This is a genomic window from Bacillus sp. 22475 (genome assembly GCF_052044835.1).
Classification (GTDB): domain Bacteria; phylum Bacillota; class Bacilli; order Bacillales; family Bacillaceae_G; genus Bacillus_A; species Bacillus_A cereus.
This window is the reverse complement of the sequence record NZ_JBQENW010000003.1, coordinates 25,431-45,197: the sequence shown is the minus strand read 5'-3', so window position 1 is coordinate 45,197 and position 19,767 is coordinate 25,431. Positions and strand designations below refer to the sequence as shown.

Genomic DNA, 19,767 nt, shown 5'->3' with positions numbered 1-19,767 from the left:
TCATCTGTAATAAGACTTATATACGTTGTGTAGAATCTAATTAATCTCAATGAATGTAATTGCTCAAAAAATATTAAAATTGTTCAATTCTTTTTTATGAAAACTTCCGTTATTTCAACACCTTAGGAGAATAGTCCAATTGTACCACTACGAAAAAGAATGAACATTCCTAAACCAATTAGAACAATTGGAACAATAATATGACAGTTTTCCTCAAGTACTTTAGCTAGTATAGGAGCTTTTATCAATTTGTAGCTAATAAAACACCATATCGCTATCATGGAAAAAAAGATAACTAATGTAACGATATTTGTTTCAAGAGTTTGACTAGCAAACATTGGTATATAAATCGAAATATTGTCAGCTCCATTAGCTAATGTAATTGAAGCTACTTTAAATAATGAAACAGTAACGTTATCGATAACTTCATTACTTTTATAAGAACGAAGTGACAATAGTCCTTTAACCCCCATATAAATTGGCACTAATCCTAATAACCCAATCCACGAAACAGGAATGAAAAAAGAGCTTAAAGACCCAATGATACTTAGAAAAATAATCATACTAAACCCCACATATTGCCCAATAACAATATAAAGTTTTTTTCTCGTAGCTTTTTCGCGGACAACTCTACCTTCTTTCCTGATTACTTCTGTTCTTACTTGTGAAAATAAAACAAACAGTATAAAAATGTCATCAATATTTGTTGTAGCGAATGCCACAACAGAAGAAATTATGGTTGTAATCAATAAAAGCCAACTACTTTCATTGTAAACTTATAAGAAAATAATGGTCTATGAATGAAGTACGCGTTCCATCACAAAGTTGGTTAACTGTAATTTTCTAAATGTTTTTAGCAACATGTTAGTTCCTTTATAAAACAATATGAATATTCTAAGTATCTGCTACTCATTTCATTTTAAATTAAATAACTCTATTCTCTCTACACAAAAAATGTTTTGTACTAAAAAGAGCCCTATATTAGGACTCTTTTTAGTATTACGCCACTTTCCGATGTAGATGTTTTAGTTCCTTTGTCTTCTCTGCATTTGGTGGACGGATTAATATTGAAATAATGAAGGAAATAACACTTAAAACACCGATTATAATGAAAGTTGGTTGAAATCCCCCGAGTATCGCTCCAATAAATGATCCTGCAAGCGCACCAAATCCGAAACCTTGGTAGACAATCCCGTAATTTGTACTATGGTTTTTTAACCCAAAAAAATCTCCGACAATAGCTGGGAATATAGTTATATTACCGCCGAAGCAAAAGGCGACACTTGCTACACAAGCAAAATAGATTCCATAATTTAGCGGAATAAAACTTAAAGTAAAGACTGACAAACCTATAATAATAAACGTTGCAGAGACAATTTTCATTCGGCCGATTTTATCTGATAACGTCCCAAGAATGATTCTACCTACTGTATTAAAGATCGCAATCATAGCAACGGCGTTTGCAGCGGTTGCCGCGCTAAGTCCAACGAGTTGTACACCGATATCTTTTACCATACTGATTAAATACAAACCACCCATACACGAGGTGAATAACATAAAAAATAGCAGATATACTTGTTTCGTTCGCATCATTTCACGCGGAGTATAATCATTGTGTAATGTTTCAGTTACAGCATTACTTACAATTGCCTCACGTAAGAAGAACGATCCGATTAATACTAAAAGTAACACGATAATGCCCCAATATAAGAATGTTTGTGATACACCAAGATTATCGATAAGATTTCCGTTTATATATCTAAAGATTAAGCTGCCCATTCCATAAGCTGATACAGATATACCTGAAATAAGCCCTTTCCGATTTGGAAACCATTTAATTAAATTAGATAGTGATGTAATATAAGCTGTTCCATCCGCATAACCAACAACGACACCAGCTAATAAATATAATAGTGGTAAGGAAGAAACTTGTGAACTAAGTATTAAGCCGAGTCCTAAAACAATTCCTGCAGTAGCAATAAGTTTCCGAAGTCCTAATTTTTTCTGCAACTTTGCTGCAAATAAGGTTGAGAATGATAAAGAAAAACTTGTTATGGAGAAAGTTATCGCTACTGAATTAAGATTCCATCCAAACTTACTTACAAGGGGTTGATTAAATAAACTCCATGTATAAATTGTTCCAAGTCCAATTTGAACAATGATTGTACCTAGAACAATTAGTAACGGATTTATAGAAGTTTGTTTCATACTAACTGTCCCCTTCTTTTATCTTGACATGAATTTTCACAGTTAGTATATCCATCGTAAATTGCAAGATACTGTACGGAAAATGGTAATTAAGTTCATATACACAAAAAGACACTTCATAAAGAAGTGTCTTTTGCAGGTTATATCAGATGTTTCTAAAGAAAGCTTTGTTAAGATAAGCCATTTTCAAATGCTTATGTATATAGGATACCAAAAGATTTCTGTCATGTGATGGGACTTAAGATGTATTTTTCATTCATCATATAGTCGGATAAACGAAAAATTAGTATTCAATTTCATCAAAATCCTTCGGTTGCGGTACCGTTTGCATATTAGCTGCATCTTTAGGATCGCTAAAAATCGCATTTTGTTCTGTATTTACACCTTTTATATTTTGTTTTTTATTTTTTTTCCCGTTTTCTTTCACTTTAGATCACTCCTTTTTGTTATAGGAGTAATTATTCCCTATTACTGCTACTAAATGTATCAGCGACTAAATTGCTAAATTCACGTAAATAATATAAATAATTATCACCGCCGTAGTTAAATCTTTTATTATACATTTTTGCAACAACTACATTATATTCAGGTATTACTAAAATGGTCGGTCCAGTAATCCCTAATATTTGATACGACCCTTTCGGAACTCGTTCACCAAGTTCACTTAATCTTGAAGGTTTATTTTGAACGAACCAAAACAAGCCATTTTGCGGTAGATCTTTGTTTATATATGTTGGACTCTGCAAACTTGTAGCAATTTTTATAACTTCTTGTGGAACAATTTGTTTATCATGTATCTTGCCATGGTTTAAATGCAGATTGCCCCACTGTGCAAATTCTCTAGCTGAGACAAACAGATTTTTTTCAGTACCGTCATCTACTGTACCAATTTCACTAATCGCGTCTTCATTTGGATTGTTAATAACTTTAACCAAATTTTCATCTTGCTGAATTCTCCAACCTGTTTCTTGAAAATTAGCAGGTTTAAACACACGCTCTTTTAATAATTCAGGAAAACTTTTACTATATAGCTGATAAATAAGACGTGTCATCATTCTTACATTAATATCTCTATACGCCCATGCTTGTCCAGGTTCAAATTCACGAAAAATTGTTCCGTCATTCGTTTCACCTAAACCATGCGAATGGGTTACTAAATGTCTTAGCGTTGTTTTACCAAGTAATACAGGATCGAAGTCTTTAAAATACTTTATCGCTTCATCATCAATAGAGTTTATTTTCCCCTCGTAAAGGGCATACGCTATCATTAATCCTAAATAACTTTTTCTCGCAGAAGCAACATTAAACTGCGAAGATGCTGTTACCTCTTTACTATTAAATGTATTTGAGTGATATCCATTATAATGCTCTAGTACAATTTTGTTATCCTTTATAATACATAGTGCTGTAGCAGAACTATGATTTTTTTCTTTTATATTCTCTACCCAAGAAATCAACTTTTCGTATGTATACAAATAAATCCTCCTTAACCCTAATACAAAATTACAGCATGAAAGAAAAGTATAAACAGTATTTACACCTTTCTTTCATATAAAATATTAATGATGTACTATATTTAAATAATCCACCAGTTCCAGCAATTAAAGCAACCAAAACATCCGGCACAACCTACGCAACCACCACATCTGCCGCCGCCGCAACCGCCACAGCGTCCACCACAACCTCCGCATCCGCCACAACGACGTGCATCGCCTTGGATGTAATAATATGGATATTGACTTTGTTGTTGATCCCAATACACAACATTACCAGTTTGATAATCATTAAGGTTTAATGTTTGTAATTCATGTTGAAACTGATTCATTACGAACCCCTCCATTTATAAATATAAATTCCGCCCAAACGTTAAAGTTTATATATTTTTGTAAACAAAATAGAAACAAGACTATAGACTAAATGCGTACATCAACAAAATATGAACTTACACTAGGTGATGTACCTTGTTTATTAGCCTATTTTCTTTATATCCTTTCGATGGACGTATTTACTATAAATAGAGTGATTTAAAAATTACTTATCCAACAATTTAGTAGTTCATCACTTAATTTTCTTTCTAGTAATTCTTTAACTGAAGGCGTTGGCATGATTTTATGAGTATTTAAAGATTCTTTACTGTAATCTATCCAATGAAATGCTAAATGAGACTCGCTAGAGTGTGGTGTTAAATCTGTATGTAAACCTTGTGACTCTACTTCAAAAATGTGATTAATTTCATGATGAAGCACTTCTTTATCTTGCCATTGATTTTCTATGACTCCTAAAAATTGTTGTATACTACAGTTTACTCCAAGTTCTTCTCTTAACTCCCTTATTAATGCGTTCTCTGCTGATTCACCAATTTCAACATGACCCCCTGGCAAGAAATAATGATGGCCAATATATTCAGCAACTAATAATTTTTCATCTTTTATCACGACTGCTCGTACAATATGATGGAATTTACTTTTCAATTGATATTCCTCCTAGTCATTCAATCTATACTAGTTCAAATTTCACGACTTTACTTCATAATAGTTAAACAAATAAACGATACACTTGCTCACCATCATAATCATGTCCTAATGATTGAAAACCGTAACGTTCATATAGTTTCTTCGCAGAGACATTATCTTTATGTACGGTTAATCTAATTTCTTTACACGCCTTACATGTATTTTTGATCAAATAAATGCTTTCTTGTAATGCTGCTTTTCCATAACCATTACCTTGCTGCGATTGATCAATAATAAATCCGTTAATCCAATACATATCCGATGTCTCTCTTACAACAGCATGCATAACAAAACCAACCATAAGGTCACCATCGTATATAGCGAATGGTATGTACTCTACATTGTCACCATCTGGTTTTATATATACTTTAGCAAGTGAAACTGCTACGGCGGGGACAAATTTTCTTTGATCTTCTTTAACTTGTAACTTTAATGCATCTTCCCAATTGTCTCTCGTAACAACCTTTAACTGGACATTCAATATTGTAAGCTCCTTTATATAGAGGATGTATTTTTATATTCAACGCATTGAAATAATTCCCTTTTTCGACAGCAACTTATAACATAATTTTTATAAAATCTTGAATGAATTTTTCTGCATCTATTTCTAAAGCTATACGGGCTCCTTCAGATATAGAGTTAGGGCGAAAATCAGCAAATGTTTGTCCTTTCGTATCTCCGTATGTATCTACATTCACTGTACGATGCACAAATTCAAAAAAATTTGGATTTACTAATCCACTTATAGCAACCACATCGTGTAGCAAAGGTCCTTCGATAGATGGATTAAGTTTTTGGTATGCAGATAAATAGTAATCATACATTGGTTTCATTATCATATGAAATGAATTCTTTGTATTAGCTTGGATGTAATTAAAGACATTTGGTGTTAAAACTGCTTTGTTTGTTACATTTAAAGGGAATATCAATAAATTCTTTGCTTGCTGAAAAACAATTTTACTTGCTATAGGATCTCCATACACGTTTGCCTCTGCTAATGGCGTAACGTTTCCTACTTCTAAAAAAACACCACCCATGAAATAGATTCCTTTTACATTTAGCATTAAATCATTCCATAAATTAAAAGCAATTGCTAACGAGGTAGATCTTCCTACATCGACAATCGTTAAATCTTTTCCATACTTTATAAGAATCGAAGCAATACTACCAAAGTTGTATATCGGGATAGATAATACGCTTTCTGGAACATGGATGGGCCCTAATCCTTCTGACCCGTGAATTTCAGGGTAGTACGTAGTAATTTCTTCTGTAAGTGGTTTTGTTGCACCACTAATTACCGGAATGTCTTGTCTATTTGCTAACTGTAAAATATACGCTGCATTATGTGCAGCATGTATATGCTCAACATTTCCGTATCCAGTTACAATACCGACAATTTCAATTTCGGGATGCAGTAAACCATACATAATAGCAAATGAGTCATCAATACCTGGGTCTCCGAAAAATAATACTTTTTCCAAGAAATACTCTCCCCTCATAAAAACATAGAGTCATCAATAACTATGTATATGAAAAAAGCAAGTATATCTATGCGAATTTTAGAATGGATAATGTTTTACAAAATATTAAAAAGGAACTAGCGTATGCTAATTCCTTTTTTAAGTAACCATTCTCAAATTTAATTAATTATCGTATCCTTCATAAATTACATCTTTTATTTGATTTTGTGTTTTTTTATCATCAGATACAGGTTTCCACCAATTTCCTGTAATAAATAACATAGTTAATAAATTATAACTATCACTAAAATAACTTTCTCTCTTATTCTTCATCCAATCCCATCCACTATTTACCCACTTTTGATTATTACTACTTGTTATACTTGCAGCAATAAATGGTGAAACAAATACAGCAGTTGAATAACTACCAATATTTGATCCGTTTAATTGATAACCATCCACAATTTTTGAAGGATTTCCATTCGTTTTATTTTGAATCCATGAAGAAACTTTATCAGAGATGACTTTACTTCGCTTCTCACCGTACATCGCATAGTCCATTACAATTCTCAATGGTACCCGACTAGCATTGTAATAATATGCATTTGTATATTCTGACTCATCTAAGAAGTCTTTAGGTGCGGGTTGTGGTGGGTTTTTTACAACGAAATCTGAAATAAGTCCTGTATTTGGAGAGTACTTATTACTAAATTGCGTATAAACATCGTACAAATTATTAATAACAGTAAGCCAAGTTTTATCACCTGTAAATTCATAAAATGCTCTAAGGTGTGACATCATCCAATCAGATGGTCTCGTATCAAGTGAACTTTTAGAATCCCAATCTCCTAAATTTAGTCGGTTATTATTTGTAACATTACTAGCTTTAATACCTTTTGTAATCATGTCTTGTGCTTCTTTCAAATAATTAACTGTTCCATTAGATCCCCACTGCTTATGAGCAAGAAGAAGAGAATACGCAATATCTAAATCTCCATCAGTAGCAGAATCAAAATGACCTTGTGCTTTTTTACTATCTGCGACAACCCATCCCATTAAATTAGGATTTTGAGAACTTTTAAAAGTTCTTGCTGTTTTAAATAAACCGTCATAGATTTTTTGAGCATTCGAATCATAACCAGCCATTAATACTGTAATTATCATCCCATACCCTTGACCTTCTGAAGTTCCAAGTGGCTTAAACCCATCAGCATCACCTGTAATCTCTCCTTTTACATAATAACCACCAGGTAAAGAAGATAAATCATTTTTCAAATATTTCTTTTTCCAATTATCGTAGTAACTTCTTACAGAAGCATTTAAACTTTCCTGTGTAACATGATTCGGTTTTATAACACCTGCATAATTAACTTGCTGGGGAAATGGTTTCATCTCCTTTGCAGCAGCTACTTGTTGATTAACTACAGGAATAGAATTTTGTACTGAATTGTCCGTTACACTTGCTGCGAAACTAGAATTAGAAAAACTAGCTAGTCCGATTCCTACAATAGAAATACATGTGAAAATTTTTCTTTTTCCATTCATTATGTTGTCAGCTCCTTTTAAAATGCTTACTACATAAAATGTAACATACAATATTTAACTGAAATACAAAATATTATATTTATCAACATAAGAAAGAAACTATATAAAAAAGTATCATAAAATCATTATTGAATTACATTATACGGATTGATTATTTACTAAATTCCTATGTTTTTCTTTTCTTAATACTGGTATATGAGCAATCACAATTCCAAGTATAGTAATTCCGCCGCCAATTATTGAAACTAAAGTTGGCACTTCTCCTAACCATATCCAAGCAATGAAACACGCAATTATTGGCGTTAAATATAGAGAACTTGTTGCTTCAGAAGCACCAGCACGAGATATAATATAGGCCAATGCAATATACGGGAGTACTGTTGGAAAGACACCTAAATATATAACACTCAAGTTAACTTCAAGAGGAGCTGCTAATATTTCTTGATAAACTCCGGGTAAGAAAATAAGCATACATACAGTACTAGACAAAATTGTATATATGGTAAATGGTAAGAAACCGTATTTTTTTAAGTAAGATGTTTGGAAAACGAAAAATAGACTTTCTGAAATCGCCGCTAATAATATAAATAATCCCCCGCTATTTAATTGAATAGCGTCGCCTTGGCTAAATGAAATTAAGGCAATTCCTGCAAAACTCATTACACCACCGATCCAGCCATTTAATTTCATTTTTTCATTCAAAAAAACAGAAGCAAAAATTGCCGTCACTATTGGAGTGACTGAAATTATTAAACTTGCAGATCCAGCATTGACTGTTTTTTCGCCGTAATTTAATGCGATGTGATAAATAGTAAACCCTAAAGCACCAAATATAAAAATTGCTGGGATATCCTTTAAATCCGGTAATCGTAGTTTGTATATAAATGAAAATAACAAAAGTATAAATGAGGCGATTAATAAGCGTAGTAAAGTAAGGTGTTCAGGCGTATAAGATTCAAGCCCCAGACGAATTGCTGGAAAAGCAGTTCCCCATATAAGAATTGTAAAAGCATGAGCACATATAATGCGTAAATCCCATTTTTTATTATGCATGTTTTCTCTCCCTCCTTAATAAACCAACCATTTTTAAATTACCAATTATTTCTTTTCATCATATTTAATAGTTGATACAATGTCTTCAACCAGTTATTTATCGGAAAAACCAACCACTTTGAATCTTTTAAATTAACGAAGGAGTTTTTTATATGACAACCGATAAAAAAGTGCCCAAATATCGGCAGATAATAGACTATATGAAAGAAAAAATTGAAAACGGAGAATGGCCAATTGGAAGTAAAATCCCTAGTCAGCGGCAGTTAGCAAAATTATTTCATGTAAATCGAAGTACTATAATAACTGCGCTAGATGAACTTATGGCAGATGGTTTAATTCAAGGACAAATCGGAGCAGGAACAATTGTAACAAATAATACATGGTCATTATTAGCGACTAATCCCCCTCCTGATTGGAGTGAATATGTAAAGGCCGGTATTCATAAACCAAGCAAGTTAATGGTGTGAGAAATAAATGAAGCAGAAGCAAATAAAACACTTATCCATCTTAGTAAAGGTGAACTTGCACCTCATCTTTTCCCGCTCGAAACTATGCAATCTATAATGAAAAACGTCAGTGAGGAATTAGATTATTTCGGATACGAAGAACAAAAAGGTTTTTATCCGTTACGTGAAGCAATAAGCAAATACGTAAAATCATTTGGAATACAAGCATCGCCGGGTTCTATATTAATCGTCTCTGGTGCACTACAAGCATTACAATTAATATCAATTGGTCTCTTGCATAGAAAATCAACTGTTTTACTTGAACAACCTTCTTACTTATATTCACTTCACGTCTTTCAATCAGCAAATATAAATTTGTCCGGTATACCAATGGATCATCACGGTATTTTACCTAACGACTTATTAAAACGAATTAAATATAGTCAAAAGAAAAATATTTTATATACAATTCCTTGTTTTCAAAATCCAACGGGGATATTGATGTCCAAAGAGCGAAGAAAAGAAATATTAAAAGTATGTGAAAAAGAGCAGTTACCTATCATCGAGGATGATATTTATCGTGAGTTATGGATTGATGAACCTCCCCCAGTTCCTTTAAAAACGATGGATAAACATGGACATGTATTATATATTGGTAGTCTCTCTAAAACACTTAGTCCAGGACTTAGAATTGGTTGGATCATCGGACCAGAACCTGTTATTGATAGATTGTCAGATATAAAAATGCAAACAGATTATGGATCCAGCTCTTTATCTCAAAGAGTAGCTGCTGAATGGATAAATGAAGGTTTTTATGAAGCACATGTAGCAAACGTAAGAATTCACTTAAAAGGACGAAGAAAAATAATGGTACAAGCTGTACATAAGTATTGTACAGATATCGCAACGTGGGATATTCCTAATGGTGGATTTTTCATATGGCTAAAGGTTGTACCTAACATTCCGATGAAAAAACTATTTTCAGAAGCGCTATCAAAAGGAATTCTTTTAAATCCAGGACGTATTTATGAAGAAGAATCAGATCAGTACATTCGTTTATCATATGGATATGCTTCTCCAGAACAAATGACTAACGGAATTAAATTGCTCAGTGAATTAATTCGGAAGTTAACGGCATAAAAAAATCCTCTTTTGTTTTTGGAGGATTTTTTTACGTATTTTATTTACCACAATTTCATTTCCTGCCCTAATAAAATAAGTTCTTCATAAGGATCTCCGTCAATATTTAATACTTGAGCAAAAGCAGGTTCTGTTTTTAAACCTTGTTCCTTTAAGTGAATAACTTCTTCCCTTATATAAGGATGCTGCATTAATAACATGTGCTCCACTATCATATGTCTATATGCATTTTGATTACGCACTGGCTTAGGTTGAGCAAATAATTCAAATTCAAAACCTTCGAATTCAAAATTCACCTTTATCGATTCAGTACCTTTCATTTTTTTCTTTTTTATGTCGAACCCTCTATAAGAACCATATAAAGATCTCATTTCTTGCTCAAAAACATCAAAGTTATATACTTCCATTACAATATCTAAGTCAGATTGAGGAGTATCAATTCTTATCGGGATTGTCCCGCAAAGAACGGGATTATATAAAGCTAAATCCTCCATTATGTTTAGGCTATTCAAAACATCATATATTTTTTGTTGCTTGTCATTGCCCGATTGTAAATATGTAATAGATGTAAACATGGAAGTCTCTCCTTCATTTCACGTAATACGTGTCTCACTAAACTCAAGAAAAATTTGTCCGTTTAAACTTGTTCTTGAAGTACCTTTACTTCAATATATTAAAGTGAATAAACAATATGTTTCAACTTTTCTCCTATGCTGCAATACTATAAAAATAAAAAGGGAGGAATTATGATGAGCATTTTCAACATTCTTTTAACCATCCACATATTATTTGGAACGATATGTTTAATAACTGGGATAATAGCGATGGTTGCTCAAAAGAAGAAAGGTAAACATACGGAATGGGGTGAAATATATCACGCATCCTATGTCGTTATCACCGTTACTGCCATTATATTATCCATTATAAACTGGGATAAAATCGCATATTTATTTTATGTAGCAATCTTCTCTTATTCATTTGCGATTTATGGATACCTTGCACGAAAAAAACGTTGGAAAAATTGGCTCCATCACCACATTAGAGGTATGTTAGGTTCTTATATAGGTGCAGTCACCGCACTTTTAGTAAATGTCGGCATCCATATTCCCATTATAAATTTACTTCCGCCAATATGGTTTTGGTTTTTACCCACCTTAATTGGTATCCCCCTCGTAGCCAGTGTATCAAAAAAATATAAAAAGCGTAGTTAAACTTCATTACATTTTCGTTACTTTCTGATGATTATTATGAAAAATCATACTCAATGTAATATTTTATTTATAAATTCAAGATCGTATTGCTTTAAGTTAGTCACTTAGCGCTAAATAAGAAGAATCCAATAACAGTATTGGATTCTTTTTCAAATTTCATTTCAATATCGGCTTTATGCATTCAATGATGTTACCATTTGGACCAAAAACCATCTTTGTATACTTGTGGGTACTTGTTTTATTGGTTCAGTGATAATTACACCATTATAGTTTAAGATTGTAATAACGAATGTAAACGATCCGGGTAATTCGTAAACATCCCATCAACGCCCCATAAAAGTAACTTTTTCATATCTTTTTCATTATCTACAGTAAATGGATGAACTTCTAATCCGTGTTTCTTTATTCTCTTTACATAAGCGGAATCAATATATTTATAGTTCATCCCAAGACCGATGCAGTATGTTTTATACTTTTTTATCTCTAATTCAGTTAATTGAACTGACTTTTTGTAAGGTAGTAATTGTACTAGCGGTAAAGTAACATCTAAACTATGAATTTTTTGCAGACTTTCTTCACTAAATGATTGAATAATAACGTTATCACTTATTTCGTAGTGCTGTATAATTTCTAATAGCTTCTCTTCCATACCAGCGTATTCATCTGGTGATTTTGTTTCAATATAATAGTTTGCACCATTCCCGAACGTTTCAATAATTTCTTCTAGTGTTGGGACTTTAGCATCTTCAAAGTCTTTCTTTGCTAAACTTGGATGCTTTTCATTGAAAAAAGAACCTGCATTAAGTTTCTTTATTTCTTCTAATGTATGTTCCTTAACTAGACCCGTACCATTTGTAGTGCGGTTTACTGTTTCATCATGCATAGCTACTAAATGTCCGTCTTTTGTCATTTGAAGATCAATTTCTATATAATCTCCTTTTAATTGTTGTCCTAATTTATACGCTGCTATTGTATGTTCCGGCGCATACGCAGAAGCGCCTCTATGTGCAATGTTTTTTATATGATTTGCTTGATTAATAGCTTTCGTGTACTTACGTTCATCTACTTTATGTAAAACGAAAGTACCTAGTAATATAATGGTGCAAATGATTGTAATGATATATATCTTTTTCATAATGATGTATTAACTCCTACATGAAAGCAATTTGGATCGAATAATTTATTCAATTAAATGTCGATTTTCAAATACAGTCATTTGTCCAACAGATTGAAAACCAGCCTTTTTATAAATATTAATCCCATCAGGTGAAGCTTGTAATACGCATTGAGAAACTTTCAATTGTTTTGCTTCTTGCAGCAAGTAATTAAACATAGTGGAGCCAAATCCTTGCCCTCGCATTTTTTCTTTAGTTGCTATATCATAAATACCAATACTATCTTTTGTACATACTAATGAACCAACAGATACGACTTCATCTTTAAAAATCCCTAAATATAGTTTCATATTTTCACTATTCCATAAATCGAAAGAAGCAGTTTCATTATAAAATGTTTGCACATGTATACCTTCCTCTGATGTACCAAATAGATTAGCTAACGTTTCCCCAAACTTTTTAATTTGTCCTAACGAAGATGCTCTTTGTATCGTAAAACCTTCTGGCATTTTTATTGTTGGTTGAATTGTCTTTAAGTCTGCTACCATCCCAATATTTTGTTCTGCTTCTTTTAAGCCAAGTTTTATTAATTCGTTTTTTATAGCCTGTTCATAGCTATTATCCCAAAACCAAACACACATTGGAAACTTCTTTTTATTATAGTTGTTTATCACTTTATATAATTTCTCAATGTCTTCCGTTACATCATTGTTTAGTAAAGTAATGATATTAAATGTATCTGCAGGTAAACCACAATCTACAGCAATGTAGTCCTTCGTTTCTTTTACATTCATTCCATGTACATGACGCGCAATATATGACATTTTATATGTGAAGTTATCTATTAATAACTGTTTATAATTCATTCTTTTTTCTCCTTTCATAAAAATTCGTATTCAAATCGTTCAGTATTAAATATAACATATACGAAATGTAACTATTTCTATAAAAATATCTCTATAAATCACTCTATACGCTCTGAAAGAATTAAAAATGATATAACGTTGTCGGAATGAAAAAAGTGGTATATAATAAATATTAACATTACTAGTAATTATTTTAGGTATTCCTAGAATAAAGGAGCGATACATATGAAAATTACTATTTATTTCGGAAGTCATGAAGATCAAGATGTTCGTACTATGGACTGTCATTTAGATGTAGAAGATACAGAAGAGATTGTTTCTGTATCATAATATAAATTGTAGGGATGAACCCTCTTCCCTACAGCGTTTAAGGCACCCTTTACAGGTGTCTTTTTTGTTGTTTTTTTCGTCAAAAACCCTTTACTTTATAGCGTTTTAATAGTAAAATATAAATATACGAACAAACGTTCTTTTTATTTTAAACGTACATGAAGGGATGATTTTAACAATGGCTCCATTAAAGCGCAGAGGAAGAAAAAAGCAAGCACCTATTATTTCAAATACAGGCTTTATCGGCTCTGTCTTTATTGATACATTGGAGTTACAAAAGAAATCCTATTATTTCGCTCGTAAAAAACTTCAAATTGTTCATCACGTATTAGATGGTCTCTCTGGAGCAACAAGTGCTTTATTTAAAGAACATAACATTTCAGCATACATGTCATGTGTGTATTTACATAAACAAAAGAAAATTGGCTTTGTCCTTTCAACGAAACCATTTGAACAAAGTGATGGCGTTGCTTATTTTGTCAATTATTTAATCGAAAAGAATTTTTACGGCGGCCATGACGAAGATGTAGAATATCAAGAAGTATTTAATACAGGTTTTATCGGTGTAGTATTCGCTGATTTATCTAGTATAGATCGCTTTAATTTCGAGTTTGAAATGGGTATGCTAACGAAATTAATGAAAGATATGATTATTCCGGTTAAAGAACTCTTTTTACGCCATAATGTACCGGCTTACATCTCCACTTCTCATTTAGAAGAACAAAACAAATTAGGTTTCGTTCTCTCTGTAAAGCCATATGACGAACGCGCTGAAGCAGATTTATATTTTGAAGCATATTTAAAAGAACGAGGATTATTTATTGGTGATGAAGAAGATGAAATTGATAAGATCGTTATTAGAAAAACAGCTGAATTACGATAGAAAAGCGCAGGATTAGAATCCTGCGCTTTTTAAGTTACGTTAAACACTATAATCTTTTGAATGAATTTCTAAATTTAACTTATTTGCTAAAATTTTATTCAAAATAAAAAATACAATCCCCCCTGCAATAGGAAGCGTGTAGGCTGGAATGAAATTTAATAATAGTCCTGATATTGCAAGTGCTATTGGCTGCATTATTTTACCTAAGCTTAATCCAATACTAAGAACTCTTCCTCTATATTCTTCAGGAATCTCATTTTGCATGAAATACATTAAAGGAATATCAATTTGTGCTATCATAAATCCTAAAAAGAACATAATCATGCAATACGTAGTAACATATACCAAATTATTTACTACAATAGGTTTAAATAAAACAGGTATTCCTGAAACTATCATAAAAATTGCCAACATAAAACTTATTTTTTTCAATAGATAAGAATAAGAAAAACAATCAGTTATCTTTTTTACTAATATTGCACCAACTATCATACCTATCGGAAAAGTCCCTTGAATCATACCAAATTGCTTAGAATTAAGATTGAGAACTGTGTTAATAATGTATGGCAACGGAACGGTTACAGCAAAGCCTAAAAAGAAATTAAGAGAAATTAAAATACTAAAAGTATTTTTTAAGCTTTTCCGCTCCAATAAGTAAGAGTATCCCTCCTTTATATCTTCAATAAAATTAATTTCTCTAATTGAACATTCCTCATTTATGTTTTGCTCAAACAATTTAAAGTTAATAAACAATATGGAAATAGCCGAAAGGATAAATGAAATACCATTTATAATTATAAAAATTTTAATATCAAAGACTGCAAAAACAATCCCCCCTAACATAGGCCCTAAAATTAAAGATATAGAATCGATAATTTTACTTATAGAATTAATACTCATTAACCGTTCTTTAGTAACCATATTCGGTTTTACGGCCTCTAATCCTATTCCAAAAAACGTTGTAAATACTGTCATAAGAAAGGTAGTAGTATAAATAATGAATAAGTTTAATCCATAATAGTTGCTTAATATATAAACAGTTATTAATAAGCACCCGCTTAGTACATCCATGCAAACGACGAGTTTCTTTTTATCAACCTTATCAGCAATGACACCAGCAAATGGATTCATAACAATCATTGGAATCGTTCCTAATATGAGCGTAATCGCAAAATGTAACGCAGATCCGGTTATTTGTAAAACATACAATCCTAATGCAAAACTATAAATTGAGCTACCGAATAGTGATACTGTTTTTGCAATTGAATATAAACAAATATTTCTTAGTTCTTGGTTTCTTTTTTTATTTTCTATATGTAATCGTAAACTTCCCATCACTTTTCCCTCACTTTTCTTTGTATTACATAAAGTGTAAATTCTCGGGTTAACCCAATATCAATACACTGTGTTTAAAAATTACTACAAAGAAATGAAAAAAGATGGGGTTAACCCCGTGCACATCAACTGAAGATATTAGTGCCTCCTACAACGATAAAAAATAAAATGATTAATAAGATCACATGTACAAATGCAAATTTTTTATTGAAATCTAAAAAATAATATGGTATCTTCTATTACGTTGATTAATTACATATGAGAATCATGTATAACTCCAAGAATATGGCTTGGGGGTCTCTACCAGGAACCAACAACTCCTGACTACAAAATGCGTCTTTTAGCGTTTGTAGTCAGGAGTTTTTTTGTTCTACGGTAAATAATGCAGAGAAGGGAATATAAAAAATGAATTTCAAAGTATTTATATTAGCTTTAGCAACGATAGCGGTAGGTCTTGTAGAGCTTATCGTTGGAGGAATATTGCCAGACATCGCTAAAGATTTTAATGTTTCATTAAGTTCCGCTGGTCAATTAATTACAATTTTCGCCTTTACTTATGCAATAGCAGGTCCTGTATTATTGATTTTCACAAGTAAAGTGGAAAGAAAAAAATTATATATTATTTCACTTTACATTTTTCTAATTGGTAATCTACTTACTTATTTTAGTCCGAACTTTACTTTTATGATGATAGCAAGAATTTTAACTGCTATGAGTACTGCTTTAGTTGTAGTACTTTCCCTAACAATTGCAGCTAAAATTGTTAATCCCGCTTATCGAGCAAAAGCATTAGGATTAATTTATATGGGTATTAGCTCTTCACTTGTACTAGGAGTACCACTAGGCATATTAATTTCAAACACATTTGGCTGGAGAATTATTTTTTTATGTATAGCTATTTTATCATTGGGGTCTATTATCTTAATTTCAGTATTTTTAGATAAAATACCTGGAGAGGAAAACCGAACTCCTTTATCTATCCAATTAAAGGCCGTTTGTAGTCTTAAACTAGGATCTGCCCATCTAGCTACCATGTTTATGTTAGCAGGACACTATACTCTATATGCTTATTTTACTCCTTTTTTAGAAAATAAGTTTCACCTAAGCCCTTATTGGATTAGCATATTTTATTTAGTGTTTGGTATAGCTGCAGTAAGTGGCGGTGCGTTTGGCGGTGTATTATCAGATAAAATAGGCGCTCAAAAAAGTATTTTGATAGTTATTACTCTATTTGCTCTAATCTTATTTATATTACCGTTTACTGCAGTTTCTATTATCCTATTTATTCCTGTTATGATAGTTTGGGCTGCATTGAGTTGGGGGCTTGCACCACCTCAACAAAGTTATTTAATCCAAACTGCCCCGGATACGTCAGATATACAGCAAAGTTTTAATAATTCAGCCCTACAAATAGGAATTTCACTCGGCTCTGCAGTTGGAGGTATAGCTTTAAAACAAGTACATAATGTCGCCAATATGGCCTGGGTTGGTGGATCTTTAGTTTTATTATCTTTAGGTTTGGCTATCTTTTCTCTTACTAGACATACACCGACAAGAGACTGTCCAGTGAGTGCTAAACATTTAGATTAACATTCTCTTTTTCTTTTCATCGTAAAAAGTATAGATAGGAATCGTCATAAATAGTCCCGTTATAAAAACGGACTTTTTATGACGGGGTTAACCCCATCTTTTTCCGAAAAATGAATATGTATAAATTTCTTCTCCTTGAACAAAGAAATCCTCGTACTTTCCCCCTCGTATCAAATAATTTGAAGTACTTTCATCAATCGATTGAAACTGTAAACTTTGGATTTCTTTCGTTACTTTTACAGATGTAAAATTCTCTCTGAGTCTAGGTGCAATTTGGCTATTTATACTAAATTTATTAAATAAAATAAACGAACTTAATAAATAACTATTGTGTTTAAAAAGAGAATTTAATTCGCACAATAAGAACTCCTCATGTTCAAAACTATAATTACTTGTACCTGATTGATCAATTACAATATCAATAGAATAATTCTGAATAGGTATGTTTAGAAAATCGGCACAGATAAATACAATATTTCTTTTCACATTTCTTCTCTCAATTACATCTTTTAAAAGTAAAAGTTTATTCAAATCTCGATCAACAGCAATATATAAACACTCTTCCGGTAGTTCTTCATAAATATTTCGTAAAAAGAACCCAATACCAGACCCTAAATCAAGTAGTATTTTTTCATTTAAATCTAATTGCATTAGTTTCTTTTTCGCCCATTCTCCTCCTCTTTGAACATTTTCCAAAAAAGCAGTATCAGTTTCATGAATATAATCCGAAATAGAATCTTCAAGTGATTTCTTTTCATACGCTTTCACTGAGTTACCAGCTGTTAAAACCCCTGAAATAATCGTGTATTCTTCACCACAATTACAAATTAACTTTCCCTCAATAATTTGATTCTTATTAATAATGCCATCTTCAAGAATTAAATTTCCGTTACACTTAACACATTTAAATAAATGAAGTACTTTTAAATCTATCCCTAAAATTGAACTCGAAATTTCAGTTTCTATAGATAAATTATGTAACGCTTCCTTTAATTTGCATTTTCGTTCCTCTAAAGTTTTTATTTCTTGTTCAATCTTTTCATATTTTACTTTAAATAAAGATTGATAAAAATTATCCTTTTCATAGCCTAAGGATTTCCCTAAATTTTTATAAAGAAACAGTTCTTTAATTTCATACAAGCTAAACCCTAGCCATTTGTACTCTAATATAAGTTCTATATCCTTTTGACAATACTCGTCAAAAAAATAGTGACTTCCTTTTTTCTCGGGAATAACGAGTCCGAGGTCCATATAATGTCTAATCGTATCTACACTTACATTATTTACTTCTGCAAACTTACTGATTTTCATCCTAATCACTACCATTTATATATTTGTTTATACATACTTCTTTATTATTTTAAAAAATCCTTTCATCTCCCTATACAAAATTATTTATGCTATGAAAAAGATGTAATTAATTTTAAAGTTCCGCCACATACCCATTAAGCTAAGCTTATATAAGTTTAGCTACTCCTTTTTTAATCTTGAATTTAAAAAAGAGTAGCAGGTAGTACGTTTATATCTATATATCTAAAAACTGTGAATTCATGTATGAATTAAAAACTGCGGCGTAAGTACTGCAGTTTCTTCCTTTTTCATTGAGTTGAAATATGTAAAGTTACGTACTTTAACTGTAGCGGACTTGTACTACGCGTTCATATTAATTTTATAGACGTTTAAGGATTTTGTTTTATGGGAAGTATTCTTGCTGTGAAATTAGGATTGTAAATATAGATGAACGTGATTCAAATCAAAAAAAGGTACTCCTAGAAGTACCTTTTTTACTATTCTATATGTGCGAACGCTTTCAAAATTATTGGATATAAATCGATGTACGCATTGTATTAAATGGTGCATTTATAGATGTCTTTTGGTACTCAAAAGTTCCTTGTTGGTGTCCAGAAGCATCCCATTTATAATACCAGCCAACGATTGGTCTTCCGCCAATTATAGTGGAATCAATACTTTTTACATTAGAACCATTCATTTTAGCAAATGGGTTTTGGCCATAGCCCAATTCTTTCTATTGTTTTTTCTTTCATTGTCAATATAATCCTAATAATTTTATA

18 protein-coding genes, 2 pseudogenes and 1 riboswitch are annotated in these 19,767 nt (G+C 31.7%); of the genes and pseudogenes, 4 read left to right on the top strand and 16 right to left on the bottom strand.

The window, feature by feature from the left end; translation table 11 throughout:
• Positions 1–122: 122 nt before the first annotated feature.
• From ACTJJY_RS06435 to ACTJJY_RS06390, 10 genes are all read right to left on the bottom strand, one after another.
• On the bottom strand, positions 123–749 hold the full coding sequence (locus ACTJJY_RS06435) for a cadmium resistance transporter (protein ID WP_440605228.1): 627 nt from the start codon (positions 747–749) through the stop codon (positions 123–125).
• A 250-nt stretch (positions 750–999) separates the two neighbouring features.
• A complete protein-coding gene (locus tag ACTJJY_RS06430; protein ID WP_440605227.1) occupies positions 1,000–2,208 on the bottom strand; it encodes an L-lactate MFS transporter in 1,209 nt (402 codons plus the stop codon).
• A gap of 283 nt (positions 2,209–2,491) precedes the next feature.
• Positions 2,492–2,635, bottom strand: a complete 144-nt coding sequence (locus ACTJJY_RS06425; protein WP_440605226.1) for a hypothetical protein — start codon at positions 2,633–2,635, stop codon at positions 2,492–2,494.
• Between the two features lie 31 nt (positions 2,636–2,666).
• Positions 2,667–3,683: a serine hydrolase domain-containing protein gene (locus ACTJJY_RS06420; RefSeq protein WP_440605225.1), complete on the bottom strand. Its 1,017-nt coding sequence runs from the start codon at positions 3,681–3,683 to the stop codon at positions 2,667–2,669.
• A 101-nt stretch (positions 3,684–3,784) separates the two neighbouring features.
• Positions 3,785–4,033: a heterocycloanthracin/sonorensin family bacteriocin gene (locus tag ACTJJY_RS06415; protein ID WP_001071345.1), complete on the bottom strand. Its 249-nt coding sequence runs from the start codon at positions 4,031–4,033 to the stop codon at positions 3,785–3,787.
• Between the two features lie 199 nt (positions 4,034–4,232).
• The gene (locus tag ACTJJY_RS06410) at positions 4,233–4,679 is read right to left on the bottom strand and encodes an NUDIX domain-containing protein (protein WP_440605224.1); all 447 of its coding nucleotides are present in this window, start codon (positions 4,677–4,679) and stop codon (positions 4,233–4,235) included.
• Positions 4,680–4,743: 64 nt separating this feature from the next.
• Positions 4,744–5,202, bottom strand: coding sequence for a GNAT family N-acetyltransferase (locus ACTJJY_RS06405; RefSeq protein ID WP_440605223.1), 459 nt, complete (start codon positions 5,200–5,202; stop codon positions 4,744–4,746).
• A 76-nt stretch (positions 5,203–5,278) separates the two neighbouring features.
• Complete coding sequence (locus ACTJJY_RS06400; RefSeq protein WP_377825681.1) at positions 5,279–6,202, bottom strand: nucleoside hydrolase; 924 nt, start codon at positions 6,200–6,202, stop codon at positions 5,279–5,281.
• Positions 6,203–6,364: 162 nt separating this feature from the next.
• Positions 6,365–7,726 carry a glycosyl hydrolase family 8 gene (locus ACTJJY_RS06395; RefSeq protein WP_440605222.1) on the bottom strand — a complete coding sequence of 454 codons (1,362 nt, stop codon included), beginning with the start codon at positions 7,724–7,726 and terminating at the stop codon, positions 6,365–6,367.
• Between the two features lie 138 nt (positions 7,727–7,864).
• Positions 7,865–8,779 carry a DMT family transporter gene (locus ACTJJY_RS06390; protein ID WP_440605221.1) on the bottom strand — a complete coding sequence of 305 codons (915 nt, stop codon included), beginning with the start codon at positions 8,777–8,779 and terminating at the stop codon, positions 7,865–7,867.
• 152 nt (positions 8,780–8,931) lie between these two features.
• Here ACTJJY_RS06390 and norG point away from each other — a divergent pair.
• Positions 8,932–10,365: pseudogene (norG, locus tag ACTJJY_RS06385) on the top strand (efflux pump transcription regulator NorG).
• Between the two features lie 44 nt (positions 10,366–10,409).
• On the opposite strand, the gene ACTJJY_RS06380 reads toward norG, so the two are convergent.
• Entirely contained in the window at positions 10,410–10,940 is a 531-nt protein-coding gene (locus tag ACTJJY_RS06380) for a DUF4269 domain-containing protein (RefSeq protein ID WP_440605220.1), read from the bottom strand.
• 174 nt (positions 10,941–11,114) lie between these two features.
• On the opposite strand from ACTJJY_RS06380, the gene ACTJJY_RS06375 reads away from it, so the two are divergent.
• Positions 11,115–11,576, top strand: coding sequence for a DUF2306 domain-containing protein (locus ACTJJY_RS06375; RefSeq protein ID WP_000021727.1), 462 nt, complete (start codon positions 11,115–11,117; stop codon positions 11,574–11,576).
• A 271-nt stretch (positions 11,577–11,847) separates the two neighbouring features.
• On the opposite strand, the gene ACTJJY_RS06370 is transcribed toward ACTJJY_RS06375, so the two are convergent.
• The gene (locus tag ACTJJY_RS06370; RefSeq protein WP_000725523.1) at positions 11,848–12,711 is read right to left on the bottom strand and encodes a glycerophosphodiester phosphodiesterase; all 864 of its coding nucleotides are present in this window, start codon (positions 12,709–12,711) and stop codon (positions 11,848–11,850) included.
• 45 nt (positions 12,712–12,756) lie between these two features.
• On the bottom strand, positions 12,757–13,557 hold the full coding sequence (locus tag ACTJJY_RS06365) for a GNAT family N-acetyltransferase (RefSeq protein ID WP_440605219.1): 801 nt from the start codon (positions 13,555–13,557) through the stop codon (positions 12,757–12,759).
• Positions 13,558–14,065: 508 nt separating this feature from the next.
• Between ACTJJY_RS06365 and ACTJJY_RS06360 the strand changes: the two genes are divergently transcribed.
• Positions 14,066–14,770, top strand: coding sequence for a hypothetical protein (locus ACTJJY_RS06360; RefSeq protein WP_000035356.1), 705 nt, complete (start codon positions 14,066–14,068; stop codon positions 14,768–14,770).
• Between the two features lie 39 nt (positions 14,771–14,809).
• Here the strand turns inward: ACTJJY_RS06360 and ACTJJY_RS06355 are convergent, their stop codons facing one another.
• Complete coding sequence (locus tag ACTJJY_RS06355) at positions 14,810–16,105, bottom strand: MFS transporter (protein ID WP_087947662.1); 1,296 nt, start codon at positions 16,103–16,105, stop codon at positions 14,810–14,812.
• A 247-nt stretch (positions 16,106–16,352) separates the two neighbouring features.
• Positions 16,353–16,452: riboswitch (purine riboswitch) on the top strand.
• Between the two features lie 58 nt (positions 16,453–16,510).
• On the opposite strand from ACTJJY_RS06355, the gene ACTJJY_RS06350 reads away from it, so the two are divergent.
• Positions 16,511–17,695 carry an MFS transporter gene (locus tag ACTJJY_RS06350; protein ID WP_001009821.1) on the top strand — a complete coding sequence of 395 codons (1,185 nt, stop codon included), beginning with the start codon at positions 16,511–16,513 and terminating at the stop codon, positions 17,693–17,695.
• An 87-nt stretch (positions 17,696–17,782) separates the two neighbouring features.
• Here the strand turns inward: ACTJJY_RS06350 and ACTJJY_RS06345 are convergent, their stop codons facing one another.
• Together ACTJJY_RS06345 and ACTJJY_RS06340 are read right to left on the bottom strand one after the other, a co-directional pair.
• A complete protein-coding gene (locus tag ACTJJY_RS06345) occupies positions 17,783–19,006 on the bottom strand; it encodes a MerR family transcriptional regulator (protein ID WP_061654631.1) in 1,224 nt (407 codons plus the stop codon).
• Between the two features lie 505 nt (positions 19,007–19,511).
• Positions 19,512–19,721: pseudogene (locus ACTJJY_RS06340) on the bottom strand (DUF4879 domain-containing protein); the annotation flags it as partial.
• Between the last annotated feature and the right edge of the window lie 46 nt (positions 19,722–19,767).